Annotated in this window: 16 protein-coding genes; 7 read left to right on the top strand and 9 right to left on the bottom strand. The window is 66.8% G+C overall.

The features are described 5' to 3' along the window. Positions 1–45: 45 nt before the first annotated feature. Positions 46–972 (bottom strand): class I SAM-dependent DNA methyltransferase, encoded by a 927-nt coding sequence (locus tag QQL87_RS17785; protein ID WP_284421529.1) that lies wholly within the window; start codon positions 970–972, stop codon positions 46–48. A gap of 115 nt (positions 973–1,087) precedes the next feature. Between QQL87_RS17785 and QQL87_RS17780 the strand changes: the two genes are divergently transcribed. The 5 genes from QQL87_RS17780 to QQL87_RS17760 all read left to right on the top strand — a co-directional run bounded on the left by QQL87_RS17780 (position 1,088) and on the right by QQL87_RS17760 (position 6,413). Continuing rightward, positions 1,088–2,134, top strand: coding sequence for a ligase-associated DNA damage response exonuclease (locus QQL87_RS17780; RefSeq protein ID WP_284421530.1), 1,047 nt, complete (start codon positions 1,088–1,090; stop codon positions 2,132–2,134). Further along, positions 2,131–3,804, top strand: coding sequence for an ATP-dependent DNA ligase (locus QQL87_RS17775; protein WP_284421531.1), 1,674 nt, complete (start codon positions 2,131–2,133; stop codon positions 3,802–3,804). The genes QQL87_RS17780 and QQL87_RS17775 overlap by 4 nt, the downstream gene beginning before the upstream one ends. 117 nt (positions 3,805–3,921) lie before the next feature. Next, positions 3,922–4,230 carry a DUF6460 domain-containing protein gene (locus QQL87_RS17770; protein WP_284421533.1) on the top strand — a complete coding sequence of 103 codons (309 nt, stop codon included), beginning with the start codon at positions 3,922–3,924 and terminating at the stop codon, positions 4,228–4,230. A gap of 15 nt (positions 4,231–4,245) precedes the next feature. Further along, positions 4,246–4,980: an MBL fold metallo-hydrolase gene (locus QQL87_RS17765; RefSeq protein WP_284421534.1), complete on the top strand. Its 735-nt coding sequence runs from the start codon at positions 4,246–4,248 to the stop codon at positions 4,978–4,980. Between the two features lie 146 nt (positions 4,981–5,126). Further along, positions 5,127–6,413: an MATE family efflux transporter gene (locus QQL87_RS17760; RefSeq protein WP_284421535.1), complete on the top strand. Its 1,287-nt coding sequence runs from the start codon at positions 5,127–5,129 to the stop codon at positions 6,411–6,413. A gap of 111 nt (positions 6,414–6,524) precedes the next feature. Here the strand turns inward: QQL87_RS17760 and QQL87_RS17755 are convergent, their stop codons facing one another. Both QQL87_RS17755 and QQL87_RS17750 read right to left on the bottom strand, forming a co-directional pair. Continuing rightward, the gene (locus tag QQL87_RS17755; protein WP_284421536.1) at positions 6,525–7,619 is read right to left on the bottom strand and encodes a quinone-dependent dihydroorotate dehydrogenase; all 1,095 of its coding nucleotides are present in this window, start codon (positions 7,617–7,619) and stop codon (positions 6,525–6,527) included. Next, on the bottom strand, positions 7,616–7,960 hold the full coding sequence (locus QQL87_RS17750) for a DUF952 domain-containing protein (RefSeq protein WP_284421549.1): 345 nt from the start codon (positions 7,958–7,960) through the stop codon (positions 7,616–7,618). The genes QQL87_RS17755 and QQL87_RS17750 overlap by 4 nt, the downstream gene beginning before the upstream one ends. Positions 7,961–8,257: 297 nt before the next feature. On the opposite strand from QQL87_RS17750, the gene QQL87_RS17745 reads away from it, so the two are divergent. Then, the gene (locus QQL87_RS17745) at positions 8,258–9,019 is read left to right on the top strand and encodes a carbonic anhydrase (RefSeq protein ID WP_284421538.1); all 762 of its coding nucleotides are present in this window, start codon (positions 8,258–8,260) and stop codon (positions 9,017–9,019) included. 398 nt (positions 9,020–9,417) lie between these two features. Here QQL87_RS17745 and QQL87_RS17740 read toward each other — a convergent pair whose 3' ends face one another. The 6 genes from QQL87_RS17740 to QQL87_RS17715 form a co-directional block, all read right to left on the bottom strand. Continuing rightward, positions 9,418–11,064: a lysine--tRNA ligase gene (locus QQL87_RS17740; protein WP_284423867.1), complete on the bottom strand. Its 1,647-nt coding sequence runs from the start codon at positions 11,062–11,064 to the stop codon at positions 9,418–9,420. 106 nt (positions 11,065–11,170) lie between these two features. Beyond that, entirely contained in the window at positions 11,171–12,079 is a 909-nt protein-coding gene (locus QQL87_RS17735) for a transporter substrate-binding domain-containing protein (protein WP_284423866.1), read from the bottom strand. A 103-nt stretch (positions 12,080–12,182) separates the two neighbouring features. Further along, on the bottom strand, positions 12,183–12,776 hold the full coding sequence (locus QQL87_RS17730) for an SCO family protein (protein WP_284423865.1): 594 nt from the start codon (positions 12,774–12,776) through the stop codon (positions 12,183–12,185). A 21-nt stretch (positions 12,777–12,797) separates the two neighbouring features. Continuing rightward, positions 12,798–12,989, bottom strand: coding sequence for a hypothetical protein (locus QQL87_RS17725; RefSeq protein ID WP_284423864.1), 192 nt, complete (start codon positions 12,987–12,989; stop codon positions 12,798–12,800). Between the two features lie 141 nt (positions 12,990–13,130). Further along, the gene (locus tag QQL87_RS17720; RefSeq protein ID WP_284423863.1) at positions 13,131–13,655 is read right to left on the bottom strand and encodes a hypothetical protein; all 525 of its coding nucleotides are present in this window, start codon (positions 13,653–13,655) and stop codon (positions 13,131–13,133) included. Positions 13,656–14,392: 737 nt separating this feature from the next. Next, positions 14,393–14,752 (bottom strand): hypothetical protein, encoded by a 360-nt coding sequence (locus tag QQL87_RS17715; protein ID WP_284423862.1) that lies wholly within the window; start codon positions 14,750–14,752, stop codon positions 14,393–14,395. A 167-nt stretch (positions 14,753–14,919) separates the two neighbouring features. On the opposite strand from QQL87_RS17715, the gene QQL87_RS17710 reads away from it, so the two are divergent. Then, a complete protein-coding gene (locus tag QQL87_RS17710) occupies positions 14,920–15,285 on the top strand; it encodes a nuclear transport factor 2 family protein (RefSeq protein WP_284423861.1) in 366 nt (121 codons plus the stop codon). Positions 15,286–15,396: the final 111 nt, after the last annotated feature.

The raw sequence follows: 15,396 nt of genomic DNA, 5'->3' as shown, positions 1-15,396 counted from the left end.
TGCCGCATTCGGCGCTGCGTGCAGCGCATTCAATAGCGTGTAGACTCAAATCCTGGCGGCCACCACCGCAAGCCCGCGCACCGGCACCTGATCCTCGGTGCGCGGCGAGACCGGCTCGAGATGCGCCAGCTGCAAGCCGGCGGATGCGACGACGCCGCTTATATATTCCGCAGCATGGGCATAGCGCAGCCCCTTGCCCATGATGACACCGTCGCCGTCATGGGTCTCGACGGTAAACGTCAGCAGCCCGCCACGGGCCAGCACGCGATGGCCCTCGCGCAGCACCGGGCCGAGATCGCCGACATACACCATCACATCGGCGGCGAGGACCAGATCGGCGGCGCCATCCGGCCGCTTCTGCAGCGCGGACGTCATGTCGTCCACGTGCAGCTCCGCATAGAGGCCGGTGGCGCGCGCTTGCGCGATCATGCCGGACGACAGGTCGACGCCGATGATGCTGTCGACGTTCTTGGCGAAGGCCGCGGCGCCGAGGCCGGTGCCGCAGCCGAGATCGATGGCGCGCCTGAAATAGGCCGGCTTCTTCTCGGCCGCGCGCACCGCGATCACCGCCTTGAACAGGATCGCCGGCGCGCGGTAGTTGAGCCGCTCGATCAGCTCGGCCTCGAAGCGCGGGGCGTACTGGTCGAACAGCGATGTCACATAGGCCTTCGGCATGTCGCCCAGCGGAACGGCGCCGAGCTGCATCAGCCGCACATGGGCGCCGTGGCGGTCATCCGGATCGGCCGCGACAGCGTTCTGGAACGCCGCGATCGCCTTGTCGGTTTCGCCGAGATCGAGCCTGATCTTGCCGAGCTCGAACCACGCCGAGGCGAAGGTCGGCGCGACCTCGATCGCCTGCTCCATCACCTCGGCGGCCGCGGCGAGATCGCCCTTCAGCTGCAGGTCGCGGGCGAATTCGTAGCGGCGGTCGGCGATCAGATCGCCGGAGGACAGGAACAGGCGGAAGGGCATGCTGGAACCATGGTCGTGACCGGGCTGTCATTCCAGGAGATGGATGCGCGGGTCAAGCCCGCGCATGACGGACTGAGGCCGAGGACAGACTGAAAATTCGTCTGATGAGACCTATATGACCGCCATGCGCCCGCAAGACATTCTGCTGCCCGTTCCCTCCGGCCTGTGCTGCAAGGCCGGCGGCTTCCACATCGATCCCGTGCGCCCGGTCGAGCGGGCGCTGATCACCCATGGCCATTCCGACCACGCCCGCGCCGGCCACGGCGCCGTGCTGGCGACGCAGGAGACGCTCGACATCATGCGGCTGCGCTATGGCGAGAATTTTGCCGGCAGCACACAGGCGATCAGCTATGGCGAGGAGATCAGGCTCGGCGACGTCACCGTCAGCTTTCATCCCGCGGGACACGTGCTGGGGTCAGCGCAGATCAAGGTATCGTCGGGCGGCACCTGCATCATCGCGTCCGGCGACTACAAGGATGCGCGCGACCCGACCTGCGCGCCGTTCGAGCTCGTGCCATGCGACGTCTTCATCACCGAGGCGACGTTCGGCCTGCCGGTGTTCCGCCATGGCGATGCCGCCGCCGAGGTGAAAAAGCTGCTGGCCTCCGTGGCGCTGTTTCCCGAGCGCGCGCATCTGGTCGGCGCGTATTCCCTCGGCAAGGCGCAGCGCGTGATCGCGCTGATCCGCGAGGCCGGCTACGACGCGCCGATCTACCTGCATGGCGCGATGGAGAAGATCACGCGCTACTACCAGGACAAGGGCATTCCGCTCGGCGAGCTCCGGCCGGTGAAGGGCGTCAAGAAGGCCGAGCTCGCCGGCACCATCACGCTTGCGCCGCCGAGCGCGACCTCCGATCTGTGGACGCGGCGCTTTCCCGATCCGGTCACCGCCTTTGCCTCCGGCTGGATGCGGGTGCGCGCCCGCGCCAGGCAGCGCGGCGTCGAGCTGCCGCTGGTGATCTCGGATCATGCCGACTGGGACGGCCTGACCGCGACGATCGCGGCGACCGGCGCCGGCGAGGTGTGGGTCACGCATGGCCAGGAGGATGCGCTGGTGCATTGGTGCCAGAGCAAGGGCCTGGCCGCGCGGCCGCTCGATCTCGTCGGCTATGGCGACGAGGAGGAGAGCGAGGTCGCCGCCACGGAGGACGCGGAGGCATGAACCGCTTCGCCGAGTTGCTCGACCGCCTGGCCTATGAGCCCGGCCGCAACAACAAGCTGCGCCTGCTGACATCGTATTTCCGCGAGGTCGAGGACCCCGATCGCGGCTACGCCCTGGCCGCGCTGACCGGCGCGCTGTCGTTCAAGCACGCCAAGCCGGCGCTGATCCGCGACCTGATCGCCGCCCGCGCCGATCCGGTGCTGTTCGCGCTGTCTTACGACTATGTCGGCGATCTCTCCGAGACCGTCGCGCTGATGTGGCCGAAGCCGGAGCCGCAGGCAGCGGGGCCAGATCGGGCGGGCCACAACAACCCACCGCCGCCGACCCTCACCGAGGTCGTCACCACCTTGCGCACGCTCGGCAAGACCGAGCTGCCGCGCCAGCTGGCGCGCTGGCTCGATGAGCTCGACGAGACCGGGCGCTGGGCGCTGCTGAAGCTCGTGACCGGTGCTCTGCGCATCGGCATTTCCGCGCGCCTCGCCAAGACGGCTGCGGCCGCACTCGGGACCAAGGACCCGCACGAGGTCGAGCTGATCTGGCCTGGCCTGTCGCCGCCCTATCTCGACCTGTTCGCCTGGCTCGAAGGCCGTGGCGACAAGCCGGTCAACCAGGACCCGGCGCCGTTCCGTCCCGTCATGCTCGCGCATGCGATCGAGGATGACGACTTCGCCAGCATGAACGCCGCCGACTACATCGCCGAATGGAAATGGGACGGCATCCGCGTGCAGGCTGTCAGCGGCCGCGAGGCCGACGGCCGCGTCGTCACCCGGCTGTATTCGCGCAGCGGCGAGGACATTACCGCTGGCTTCCCCGACCTCCTGCCCTCGCTGCATCTGCCGGGCGCGCTCGACGGCGAGCTGCTGGTGGTGCGCGATCGCCGCGTGCAGAGCTTCAACGTGCTGCAGCAGCGGCTGAACCGCAAGGCGGTGTCGCCGAAGCTGATGAAGGACTATCCGATCCATCTGCGCGCCTACGACCTTCTCGGCGACGAGCATGGCGATCTGCGCGAATTGCCGTTCGCCGAACGCCGCGCCAAGCTGGAAGGGTTCATCGCGCGACTGAAAGATCCACGTGTCGACCTGTCGCCAACCATCTCCTTCGCGAGCTGGGACGAGCTGAAGGCCGCGCGCGCCGACCCTGCCTCGGCCGGCGCCGGCGACGATGCCGAAGCCGTCGAAGGCGTGATGCTGAAGCGCCGCGATGCGCTGTATCTGCCGGGCCGGCCCAAGGGACAATGGTGGAAGTGGAAGCACGATCCGCACATCATCGACGCCGTGCTGATGTATGCGCAGCGCGGCCACGGCAAGCGCTCGTCGTACTACTCCGACTACACGTTCGGTGTGTGGACATCGAGCGAGACGGGCGACCAGCTGGTTCCCGTCGGCAAGGCCTATTTCGGCTTCACCGACGAAGAGCTGCTGCAGATCGACCGCTTCGTCCGCCGCAACACCACCGAGAAGTTCGGCCCCGTGCGTCACGTCGTCCACGAGCCCGAGCAGGGCCTGGTGCTCGAAGTGGCCTTCGAGGGCCTGCAGCGCTCGCCGCGGCACAAGTCCGGTGTCGCGATGCGCTTCCCGCGCATCAGCCGGCTGCGCTGGGACAAGCCGCCGCGCGACGCCGACCGTCTGGAGACGCTGGAGCGCATGCTGAAGAACGAGACGGCGGGGTGACGTCACGGGAACATTAAATGCCAGTAACCGGCTTGCGGCCGTGAGGCGGGTTCCCCACCTGCCCTGCCGTGCTTTATAATCGGGCTCGCGAATCCGAACCCGCCTGGAGACGATGACATGTCGAACGACGTCAGGGACTATCCGGCCCGCGCCCGCAGCTCGGATGGCCTGTATCGCTTTCTCGGCGGCTCGCCGCTGGGTGTCGCGTTCCGGCTGGTGCTGCTGTCGATCCTGGTCGGCGTGGTGTTGTCGGCGATCGGCTTCGATCCGCTCAACATCCTGCACAGCATTCAGCTGCTGTTCATCCGGCTCTACGAGCTCGGCTTCGACGCCTTCAACTGGCTGTGGCGCTACTTCCTGCTCGGCGCGGTCATCGTGATCCCCGTCTGGTTCCTGTCGCGGCTGTTTGCCCCGCGCGGCCGCTGACGGAAGGCGCAGCCGATGCAGCTCCGCTTCATCGGCTGCGGTGACGCATTCGGCTCGGGTGGCAGGGCCAACAGCTGCTTCCACCTGAGCGGCGCGCACACCAACCTGCTGATCGACTGTGGCGCCACGTCGCTGCCGGCGCTGAAGCGGCTCGGCATCGCCTGCAACGATGTCGCGCTGATCCTGATCACGCATTTCCATGGCGACCATTTCGCAGGCCTCCCCTTCCTGCTGCTCGACGCGCAGTTCTCGAAGCGGACCCGGCCGCTGGTGATCGCCGGCCCGGCCGGCATCGCGACGCGGCTCACCCAGGTGACGGAGGCGCTGTTCGAGCATTCGTCGACGACGCCGCGCAGATTCGAACTGTCCGTGGTCGAGCTGGCGCCGGAGCAGCCCGCGCGCTTCGGTGAGGTCTGCGTGATGCCGTTTGCGGTCGTGCATGGCAACTCGGGCGGGCCATTTCTCGGCTATCGCATCGAGGCCGAGGGACGCGTGATTGCGTACACGGCTGATACGGAATGGACGGAAAGCCTGATTCCGCTGGGCCGCGACGCCGACCTGTTGATCGCCGAAGCCTACACGTTCGACAGGCCCGTCAAGAACCATCTCAGCCTGGAAACGCTCGCGACGCATCTCGACGAGATCAGGCCGAAGCGGCTCGTGCTCACCCATCTGGGCGAGGACATGCTGTCCCGACTGGCGACCCTGCCTCATGCGGCCGCGCATGACGGTATGACGATTGATCTCTAGCCTCATACCCGGAACACCGGCTAAGCTCCGACCGGACCGGAGCTGAGATCCGCCGCACCAGCGCGGCGCCTTGCGGGCCGGCGAAGCGAGCGAGCAGTCCGTTGCATTCCCCGGGACCCAAGAGGCCGGCCGTCACCAGCAGGCAGGTGTTCGACATCGCGGGTCCCGCGATGATCGCGAACCTGACCACGCCGCTGATCGGCATCGTCTCGACCACCGCGATCGGCCGGCTCGGCGCCCCCGCGATGCTCGGCGGCGTCGCGATGGCCTCGGTGATCTTCGACTGCCTGTTCTGGCTGTTCGCATTCCTGCGCGCCAGCACGCTCGCCTTCACCGCGCAATCGCTCGGCGCCGGCGAGACCGACGAGATCCTGATGGTCCTGATCCGCGGCCTGGCGCTGGCCGCGCTGATCGGCGTCGGGCTGATCGTGCTGCAGCTGCCGCTGGCCGCCATCGTCTTCGAGCTCATGGGCGGCAGCGACGCCGTGCTCGGCGCGGCCCGCATTTACTTCATGATCCGGATCTGGTCGGCGCCGCTGGCGCTCGCCAACTACGTGCTGCTCGGCTGGCTGGTCGGACTGGCGCGCGCACGGCTCGCGCTGGCGGTGCAGGTCGCGATCAACCTGATCAACACGGCCGCGACCATTCTGCTGGTGCAGGTGCTCGAGGCCGGCATTGCGGGGGCTGCGATCGCCGCGCTCGTTGCGGAGGCCGTCGGCGTCGCGATCGGACTCGTGCTGGCGCGCCGGCTGGTCACGACGACCAGCGGCCTGTCGCTGCCGCTACTGTTCGACCGCGCCAAGCTGATGCACATGATGGCGGTCAATCGCGACATCATGATCCGCACCGCGGCGATGATCATCGCCTTCCTGTTCTTCACGGCGCAGGGCGCGCGCGCCGGCGATACGACGCTGGCCGCCAACGCGGTGCTGAACAATTTCCTGCTGGTCGGCGCCTTCTTCCTCGACGGGCTCGCCAATGCCGCCGAGCAGCTCTGCGGCTACGCCTTTGGCGCGCGCAACAGGGACGCTTTCGCCGGTGCCACCCGGCTGGTGCTCGCCTGGGGCTTCGGCTTCGCGCTCGTCGTTGCGGTGACCTTCGCGCTGTTCGGCCCGGCGCTGATCGATGTGATGACGGCGAGCGCGGACGTGCGCCGCGCCGCCCGCGACTACCTGCCCTTCGTGGTGGCCTCGCCGCTGCTGTCGGTGTTCGCCTTCGCGTTCGACGGCGTCTATATCGGCGCCACCTGGGCGCGCGACATGCGCAACCTCATGGTGGCGGCGCTGGCCGTCTTCCTCGGCACATGGCTGGCGCTGCGCGGCTTCGGCAATACCGGGCTGTGGATCGCGATGCTCAGCTTCTACGCCGCCCGTGGCGGCTTCCAGGCCGCACGCTATCCGGCGCTGCTCAAGGCGTCGTTCGGGAGGTCTTGAAATAGTTCGTAGGGTGGGCAAGGCGCAGCGTGCCCACCGCCTTGCCTGCCCGCGCGAATGGTGGGCACGCTACGCTTTGCCCACCCTACATTTCTTTGCAGAATCGCACAGCTAAACTGGCCAGTCCTCAGCGGTGATCGTCGCCGCATCGGCGCCGACGATCTCCGACAGCGAATCACGCCCCGTACGCAACAGCGTCGAGGTCAGATCCGCCTTGATGCTGTCGACGAGGCCGAGGCCCTTGTAGACCAGCGAGGAATAGAGCTGGATCAGGCTGGCGCCGGCGCGGATCTTGGTCAGCGCGGCGCCGCCGGTGTCGATGCCGCCGACGCCGATCAGCGGGAACGCGCCCTCGACGCGGACGAAGGTCTCGGCCACCATGCGCGTCGACAGCCGGAACAGCGGCCGGCCGGACAGCCCACCCTGCTCCTTGGCACGCAGTTGCTCGCGCAGGCTGCTCGGCCGGGCCAGCGTGGTGTTCGACACGATCATGCCGTCGACGCCGCGCGAGCGCGCGACATGCACGACGTCGTCGAGCTCGGCGAGGCTGAGATCGGGCGCGACCTTGAGCAGAACCGGCGTGTCGCCGGCCTTGCCGCGGACGCGGTCGCGCGCCTCCAGCACCTTGGCCAGGAGATCGTCGAGCTGCGAGGCCTGCTGCAGATTGCGCAGGCCCGGCGTGTTGGGCGAGGAGATGTTGACGGTGAAATAGCTCGCGACCGGCGCGAAGGTCTCGATCAGCCGGACATAGTCGGCGACGCGGTCCGCCGAATCCTTGTTGGCCCCGACATTGACGCCGACGATGCCGCCCTGCTGCGCGCGCCCGGCGAGCCGCCGCAGCACGATGTCAGCGCCGTCATTGTTGAAGCCCATGCGGTTGATGACCGCCTCGTCGCGCTCCAGCCGGAACAGCCGCGGCCGCGGATTGCCGCTCTGCGGCCGCGGGGTCACCGAGCCGATCTCGACGAAGCCGAAGCCGAGCCGCAGCAGCGCGTCGGGCACCTCGGCGTTCTTGTCGAAGCCGGCGGCCATGCCGACCGGATTCGGGAAATTGAGCCCGAAGGCGCGGACCGCGAGCTTGGCATCGTCCGGCCGCGGCTTGATCGCCGGCAGCAGCTTCAGGCCCTGGATGGCGAGGCGATGCGCATCCTCGGCATCGAGCCAGCGGAGCAGCGGCAGCGAGAGCTGGTCGAAAGCACGGATCACGGCACGAGTTCCGGAATGTCATGGCCGCCATCGGGCCGGCTGTGCATCTGGTGAACGGCCGTCACCGCGCCGAGGTCGAGCTCGCCATAGAGATGCGGAAACAGCTCGTCATTGCGCGAGCGCTCCCAGCGCAAGCCTGCGCCCAGCACATCCGCCTCGACCTCGACCAGAAACAGCGCGCTTTGCCCGGCAAAGTGCTTCCGGGCGGTTTCCGGCACCTGGGCGGCGGTCGAAAAATGGATGAAGCCATCACGCAGATCGTCCGCACTGCCGCGGTAGACGCCCTGCCGCTCCGCCTCGCGCCAGGCCGAAGCTGAGCAGATTTTGTAGATTTTAGGCACCTTCGCGCGGTCCTGGCTCGAGCTTGAGTTTGCTGACGTTTTCGGGAGCGGCCGACCGTATCGGCAGGGGGCGGCGAACTCAAGTATCGTTTGCCCAGAACTGCCGGCGGCCAGCACGCCTACAGCACGCACAGGCTGTATTTCATCATCACCTATTCGCTTGGATGAAACGGGTTCCTCAGCAAGGATTAACCAGATTCGGCTTTGTTCTGGTTCCAGCGATTCGCCGTCGCGCCGAATCACGCGCTGACGCGCCGCACCGATTGCATGCATCACACTTCAATTTTGGAGATTGCCATGGACCGCCGCCACGTCTTGAAGGCCCTTGCAGGGCTCGCCCTCTGCCCCGTCTGCGCCACCCCAGGCTTCGCCGCCGAAGGCGCCCCGCATTGGAGTTATGAGGGCGCGACCGGTCCTGCCAAATGGGGCGATCTCGATGCCGCGAACAAGGTCTGCGGCGTCGGCACACAGCAGTCGCCGGTCGACATCGAACATCCGACCCGGGCCCAATTGCCCGACTTCAAGCTGAGCTGGGCCAGGACTGCCGACACCATCGTCAACAACGGCCATACCATCCAGCTCAACTTCGCCGACGGCAGCAGCACCCTGAAGCTCGACGGCACCACCTACAAGCTGCTGCAGGTGCATTTCCATCGCCCGAGCGAGCATCAGATCGGCGGCAAGAACTATCCGATGGAGGCGCATTTCGTTCACCGCGCCGCTTCCGGCGGGCTCGCCGTGGTTGGCGTGCTGATGACCACCGGCCGTCCCAACCCCGCCTTCGCGCAGATCGTCGCGACGATGCCGGACAAGGAGGGCCCTGCCGTCAAGGCCGATGCGCGCATCAATCCCAACATGATGCTGCCGAACCGCCGCTCCTATTATCGCTATGCCGGCTCGCTGACGACGCCGCCCTGCTCGGAGGTGGTGGAGTGGCTGCTGCTGAGCGAGCCGGTCTCGGTCGCGGAAGCCGACGTGGCGAAGTTCGCCAAGCTCTATCCGATGAACGCCCGCCCGGTGCAGAAGCTCGACCGCCGCTTCGTGCTGCAGGGGGTGTAGTTCGAACGTCGCTGATCGCTTCGAACCGAAGCGGCCACTACACCACGGAAGTCGTCCCCACGGAAAGCAGGGCTATCGCATTTGACGATCGAAGTTTTGCGCTCGTCTGTCTCCACATCGTCATGGCCGGGCTTGTCCCGGCCATCCACGTCGTCCGGCATGCTGAGAACGACGTGGATGCCCGGGACGGAGCCCGGGCATGACGATGTGGAAACGGTTTCGCGAAAAACTCAGATTGGTCGTATGCGTTTCCTCTGCCACGGAAAGCGGGGACCCATACCGCGGAATCTCAGTTGTCTTGTGAGGTGGCGGATATCCGTCACCTCACGTTGGCCGGTGGCTATGGGTCCCGGCTCAAGGCCGGGACGACACCTTTTTTGTGACGACCAGCGTGGCCCTCACGCGCTACGCGCCAGTGCCCCGTCGATCATGCTGACGGCATTGGTCACGCCGTACACCGCGACGAAGGAGCCGAAGCGCGGGCCCTTCTCCTGGCCGAGCAGCACCTGGTAGAGCATGTTGAACCAGTCGAGCGATACGCCGGGCCGGCCGTCCTTGCCCTTCTTGACGTGGTCGAGGAACGGCTCGCGGCGGCCGATCTCATAGACCACGTTCTGGATGTCCTCGGGCGAGGCTTCCGCCGGCAGGTTCGACAGCGCATCACGCAGATCCTGCAGCGCCACGCGCTCGATCTCGGTCGGCTCGCGGAACGTCTTGGTCGGCGCGACGAAGTCGCGATAATAGTTGATGGCGTAGCCGACCATCGCGTCGAGCTTCGGATGCGTCGCCGGCGTCACGCCCGGCCGGTAGCGGCCGATGAAGCCCCACAGCGTTTCGGCATTCTCGGCATTCGACGACGACACCAAGGTCAGCAGCAGCTGGAAAGTGACCGGCATGTCGGCCTTCGGCGGCTGGCCGGAATGGATGTGCCAGACCGGATTGCCGAGCTGCTGCTTGCCGTCCTGCTTCGGAAAGCCTTCCAGGAATTGCTGATAGTCGTCGACATTGCGCGGGATGACGTCGAAATACAGCCGCTTCGCCGCCTTCGGCTCGCGATACATGAACAGCGACAATGATTCCGGCGAGGCGTAGCGCAGCCATTCGTCGATGGTCAGGCCGTTGCCCTTCGACTTCGAGATCTTCTGGCCCTTCTCGTCGAGGAACAGCTCGTAGTTGAAGCCCTCCGGCGGCGTGCCGCCGAGCGCCGCGCAGATCTTGCCCGACAGCTTCACCGAATCGATCAGGTCCTTGCCGGCCATTTCATAGTCGACGCCGAGCGCATGCCAGCGCATCGCCCAGTCCGGCTTCCATTGCAGCTTGCAATGCCCCCCGGTGACCGGGACCGTCATCCGCTCCTTGGTCTCGGGATCGTCATAGGAGATCGTGCCGGCCTTGGCGTCGTGCGCGACGATCGGGACGTACAGCACGAGGCCGGTGCGCGGGCAGATCGGGAGGAACGGCGAGTAGCTCGCCGCGCGCTCCTCGCGCAACGATGGCAGCATGATCGCCATCACCTTCTCCAGCCGCTCCAGCATGCGCAGCAGCGCCGCGTCGAACTTGCCGGAGGTGTAGTAGTCGGTCGCGGAGGCGAACTCGTAGTCGAAGCCGAACCGGTCGAGGAAGGCGCGCAGCCGGGCATTGTTGTGGGCGGCGAACGACGGATATTCGTTGGAGAACGGATCGGGGATGCGCGACAGCGGCTTGCCGAGATGGCTCGCCAGCATCTCCTTATTCGGCACGTTGTCCGGCACCTTGCGCAGGCCGTCCATGTCGTCGGAGAACGCCAGCAGGCGGGTCTTGATCTTGTCCTCGGTCAGCACGCGGAAGGCGTGGCGCACCATCGTGGTGCGCGCGACCTCGCCGAAGGTGCCGATATGCGGCAGGCCGGACGGGCCGTAGCCGGTCTCGAACAGCACCTCGTCCTTCGGGTTCTTCTTCAGCCGGTTGACGATCGCCTTCGCCTGCTCGAACGGCCAGGCGTTGGAGTTTTCGGCGAGCGCACGCAGGTCGCTCGGGCTGGTCGGGACGAGATCGATCGTGGACATATCAACTACCGATTTTGATCATGTAGGGTGGGCAAAGGCGCGTAGCGCCGTGCCCACCGCGGGAATGGTGGGCACGCTTCGCTTTGCCCACCCTACAGGTTTAACTCTAGAACGGGCTGATCGAGAAATAGCGCAGCCACAGGTCGGTGTAGCGGCCTTTTTCCCAGACCCGGAACAGCGCCCAGTTCAGGGCCTGGCGCAGCAGGTCATTGCCCTTGCGCACCCCGATCCCGACGCCCTCGCCGAAATAGCGGCTTTCGACGAAAGGTCCACCGGAAAAGGCGCAGCAATCGGCGGAATCGGTGCCGTTGACCCAGAAGGCCAGCGCAATGCCGTCGCCGAAGATCAGGTCGACCTCGGCGCGGCGCAGCGCCTGCCGCAGCGCGTCGTCGTTCGGATAGGGCTTGATCTCGGCGTCGGTGAACATCGCCTTGAGGTAGGCCTCATGCGCGGTGCCGGCGACGGCGCCGATCTTCTTGCCCTCGAGCAGCTCCGGCCGGATCTCGGGCATGACCGCGTCGCGGCGCGACACGAAGCGGGCCGGCGCCCGGTAATAGGGGTCGGAGAAATCGAGCCGCGCGCGCATCTGCGGCGTCACGGCGATGGACGCGATGATCGCATCGCCGCGGTTGGAGGACACCGCGTCCAGCAGGGTCTCGAAGCGGCGCATCTGCACGGTGCAGGTGACCTTGATCTCGTCGCAGAGCGCCCGCGCCAGGTCGACGTTGAAGCCGGCCGGATTGCCATCGGGCCCGGTGAAATTGAACGGCGGGTAGTCGGTCTCGGTGAGAAAGCGGATCACGGTGAGGCGCGACAGATCGGGCCGCTCGGGACGGCGACGGGGATCCCAGAAGCCGGGCACGGCCTGCGGCGCGGCCTCGACGACGGGCCGGACCGGAGCCTGGGCCTGCGCCTCCGGTCCGGCCGTGGCGAGGCCGAGACAGAGCAGCGCCGCCGCGACGGCGGCGCGGGCCGGACGAATCAATCTCGCTTGTGGTGACAAGACGGTCGGCATCAGCGGTCCCGATGGTCAGCGCGCCTTATAGACCATCCCGGCGCGAATTCGAGGCTGGAATCGGCCGCGGCCGGCCGCCCTCCGCCCGAACGTTAACGCGTGCTCAGAGGTATTTCTTCAGGTCCGCCGCCGCTTCCTCAGGCGTCCGCTTCAGGTTGAAGGGCGCGACGAAGCGGCCGCTGCGGTCCATCAGATAGACCAGCGCGGTGTGGTCCATGGTGTAATCGCCGTCCTTCAACGGGACCTTCTTGGCATAGACCCGGTACTCGGTGAGCACCTTGGCCAGCACCTCGGGATCGCCGGTCAGCCCCTTCAGGCGGGAATCGAAGCTGGAGAGGTAGTCCTTCATCGTCGCCGGATTGTCGCGCTCGGGGTCGACCGAGATGAAATAGGCGTTGACCCCGTCGGCGTCCTTGCCCATGGCGCGCAGCACCTCGGAGATCTCGAACAGCGAGGTCGGGCAGACGTCCGGGCAATGGGTGAAGCCGAAGAAGATCAGGGTCGGCCGACCTTCCAGGCTCTTCTCGGTGACGACGGCGCCGCTCTGGTCGGTCAGCTGGAACGGCCCGCCGATCGCGGCCGGAGCCGCGATGTTGCGGCCGCCGCCCATGATCAGGAACATCAGCGACAACCCGACCACCAGGCTGGCAGCAAAGGCTCCGACGATCACCAGGGGACGGGTGGCATTGGACGGCATGCCTGGTTCCTTATCTCTGTCTCAAAAGCAGGCGCTGAAGCCGCTCGCGATCATCTCGAAGAACACCGTGGTCCCATAGCGCGCCCACAGCATCCCGGCGCCGACCACCAGCACCACGGCCACGCCTGCTGCCGTGACGACCGGCACCGAGGCCAGACGACGGCCGGCATGGACGGCAGATGGTATGTTTTGCGGCGCTGAAAGCGGCTGCATGATGGCGTGCTCATCCGGCGGGGTCACTAGCCAGACTTGGCACAAGCCTGGGCCCCCTGCGGTCTGAGATAGGCCGCGCTGCCCGGCGAGGCAAGCGCCGAGGCGCTTGCTGCGGTCACAGGGGGCGGAGCGAGGCGCCGGTCAGTGCGACGCCGAGGCCTTGGCCGCCGCCGGCGACATCGCCGGGGCATTCGGGGCGACCTGCGACGCACCCGGAGACGCCGCCTGGGCGTCCATGTAGCAGGGCTTGTACAGCGCCTGCAGCTCCTTGCCCTTCAGGAAGATCATCCGCGGCGTCAGCCCGCCGCGCTGCGAGATCCAGCGGCGGATCGGCGACGGATACATCGAGTACAGCATCTGGGTCGCCTCGGGATTGGTGACGGCGCGGCCATTGGCGCCGAAATCCCAGGCGGCATGGAAGCCGAGATTGGCATGCGAGGTGACGCAGATCTTGTCGTGGGGGACGGCGCCCAGCACGATGGTGCAGGCCGACGCGCACAGACCGTCGATGATCACATACTCACCAGAGGATCGCAGGCCCTGGTACTTGTCGACATAGGTGCCGATCCGGCCGCCGCGGTCGTCGGCGATCCGGACCACGGCCTGGCTCGCGCCGACCCCCCACAGCAACAGAACAACCGCGAGCAACCCCGTCCAGAATTTCATGTCGAGCCCCAGTTCAACCCGGCGAAACCGATCCGACCGACTGTGATGTGCGTCTTGTGATGCTTGGAACTGCGGCGGACCTTGCAATCACGAGCCCTCCCCAGAACCGGAACGCGAAAGCCAAATCCAAATCGCAGGTGCAGCGTGTTGCGAGATCGTGTTTTTGTCCAGGACGGTGCAGCAGCACGAACCAAATTCAGAGCAAGTGTTGCAAGCCCGCTGCACCAAGCGGTTGCTGCCGCGAAAATATCGCCTCACCCTGGCTCGAGCATGGCAGTTGCGCCACGATGTGGGCGACAGCTCGGCATGATTCGTCGCGCGGCGCGGCTTCCGCGTCACGGCGGCGCAAAAACCCCGGGAAACCACGGGGCCTCCGGCGATGTCCGTCGGCCTTGCGTTGCGGCGCAGATCCCGCCTTGCTCGCGCGAAGCTCAGGCCGCAGTCACGCGCGTCGGAACGGCCGCCCGTCTCTTCCACCCCCGGCCACTCCCGCAGCGAGCGGAGCGGCATCGGCCGGCACCGCGCCAGACTCGGATGGCGCGGCTCATGCTGTCGGATGTTTCATGGGTATCGGCCTGGCAACATCGATCGCTGCACGCGCCGCAGTGCGGCACGCACCGCCGGGCGCGCCTGCATCGCCGTCCGGACGCGCAACGTGATCTGTTTTGCGGAGGCTCGCGAAGTCTCACGCCCTGGATGCACGGCGGCCTGATGGCATCGCCGGCTGCGGCGGCGAACTAATCGTCCGGCAGGCGGACGGTGGCACCGAAGGTGACGAGCGGCGCATCGGCGGCGCCGAGCTCGATCTGCCGCGCCGGCACCTCCTGATAGCTGCCGTCTTCAGTCTTTCTTAACTCATATTGCCAGACCGTTAACGCCTCGCCGTGCGTGAGCGCATCGCGGATGCGGCTCGCGCCGCGTCCCGGCAGCTTGAGCAGGTCGTCGCGCATCATGCCGATCATCGTCGGGCTGTCGCCCCGATGCAGCTCGAAGAACACCATGCGATTGGGCTTGTTCTGCGGCTTGAACACGGTATCCGCCGTGAACAGAACGAGGCAGATCGCAACGGCGATCAGCTTCCAGGTATCGGACAACATGCGACGAAAATCCCCCGCACCGTCTCTGCGCGTTGGGTAGGCCCCGCGCACAGAATCGGCAACTTACAGTTTGGTCATGCCAGATGAGATGACGTCCGACGTAATCGATTCGCCGCGCGCGCGGCGCGATCATCGCCGCCTCATCGTTCACAACATGGAGAGCAGAGATGACCGACCTCGCCGCCATCGCCGACGGCTACATTGCGCTGTGGAACGAGCGCGACGCCGCGCAGCGCCGCGCCCGGCTCGCGCGCCAATGGACCGCTGACGCCAGCTATGCCGACCCGCTGATGCGTGGCGACGGCTATGACGGCATCGACGCGCTGATCGCCGGCGTGCAGCGGCGCTTCCCCGATTTCCGCTTCCGCCTGCGCGGCGCGGCCGACGGCCATGGCGACCACGTCCGCTTCTCCTGGACGCTCGGGCCGGCGGAAGCGGACGGCCCGGTCCAGGGCACCGATGTCGTCGAGCTCGCCGACGGCCGCATCCGGCGCGTCACCGGGTTTCTCGACAAGGTGCCGGAGGGCGCGTGAGCCGCATATCACCTGCTCCGAGCGAGCCTTGATCGCGGGAGCCCCCGGGCATTTGCCGGGGCTCCCATGTCGAAGCGCCGGAGCGGGCGGAAGGTGATTGCGCTACGTCAA

Source organism: Bradyrhizobium sp. SSBR45G (assembly GCF_030159255.1).
Taxonomy (GTDB): domain Bacteria; phylum Pseudomonadota; class Alphaproteobacteria; order Rhizobiales; family Xanthobacteraceae; genus Bradyrhizobium.
The sequence above is the reverse complement of the archived record's forward strand: the minus strand, read 5'-3'. Positions and strand labels throughout refer to the sequence as shown.

Excerpts from the sequence above, each read along its gene's own strand:
- QQL87_RS17720 (WP_284423863.1), bottom strand. The coding sequence starts at position 13,655 with ATGAAATTCTGGACGGGGTTGCTCGCGGTTGTTCTGTTGCTGTGGGGG.
- QQL87_RS17710 (WP_284423861.1), top strand. The coding sequence starts at position 14,920 with ATGACCGACCTCGCCGCCATCGCCGACGGCTACATTGCGCTGTGGAAC.
- QQL87_RS17780 (WP_284421530.1), top strand. The coding sequence starts at position 1,088 with ATGACCGCCATGCGCCCGCAAGACATTCTGCTGCCCGTTCCCTCCGGC.
- QQL87_RS17785 (WP_284421529.1), bottom strand. The coding sequence starts at position 972 with ATGCCCTTCCGCCTGTTCCTGTCCTCCGGCGATCTGATCGCCGACCGC.
- QQL87_RS17745 (WP_284421538.1), top strand. The coding sequence starts at position 8,258 with ATGGACCGCCGCCACGTCTTGAAGGCCCTTGCAGGGCTCGCCCTCTGC.
- QQL87_RS17735 (WP_284423866.1), bottom strand. The coding sequence starts at position 12,079 with ATGCCGACCGTCTTGTCACCACAAGCGAGATTGATTCGTCCGGCCCGC.
- QQL87_RS17775 (WP_284421531.1), top strand. The coding sequence starts at position 2,131 with ATGAACCGCTTCGCCGAGTTGCTCGACCGCCTGGCCTATGAGCCCGGC.
- QQL87_RS17765 (WP_284421534.1), top strand. The coding sequence starts at position 4,246 with ATGCAGCTCCGCTTCATCGGCTGCGGTGACGCATTCGGCTCGGGTGGC.
- QQL87_RS17730 (WP_284423865.1), bottom strand. The coding sequence starts at position 12,776 with ATGCCGTCCAATGCCACCCGTCCCCTGGTGATCGTCGGAGCCTTTGCT.
- QQL87_RS17715 (WP_284423862.1), bottom strand. The coding sequence starts at position 14,752 with ATGTTGTCCGATACCTGGAAGCTGATCGCCGTTGCGATCTGCCTCGTT.
- QQL87_RS17770 (WP_284421533.1), top strand. The coding sequence starts at position 3,922 with ATGTCGAACGACGTCAGGGACTATCCGGCCCGCGCCCGCAGCTCGGAT.
- QQL87_RS17725 (WP_284423864.1), bottom strand. The coding sequence starts at position 12,989 with ATGCAGCCGCTTTCAGCGCCGCAAAACATACCATCTGCCGTCCATGCC.
- QQL87_RS17740 (WP_284423867.1), bottom strand. The coding sequence starts at position 11,064 with ATGTCCACGATCGATCTCGTCCCGACCAGCCCGAGCGACCTGCGTGCG.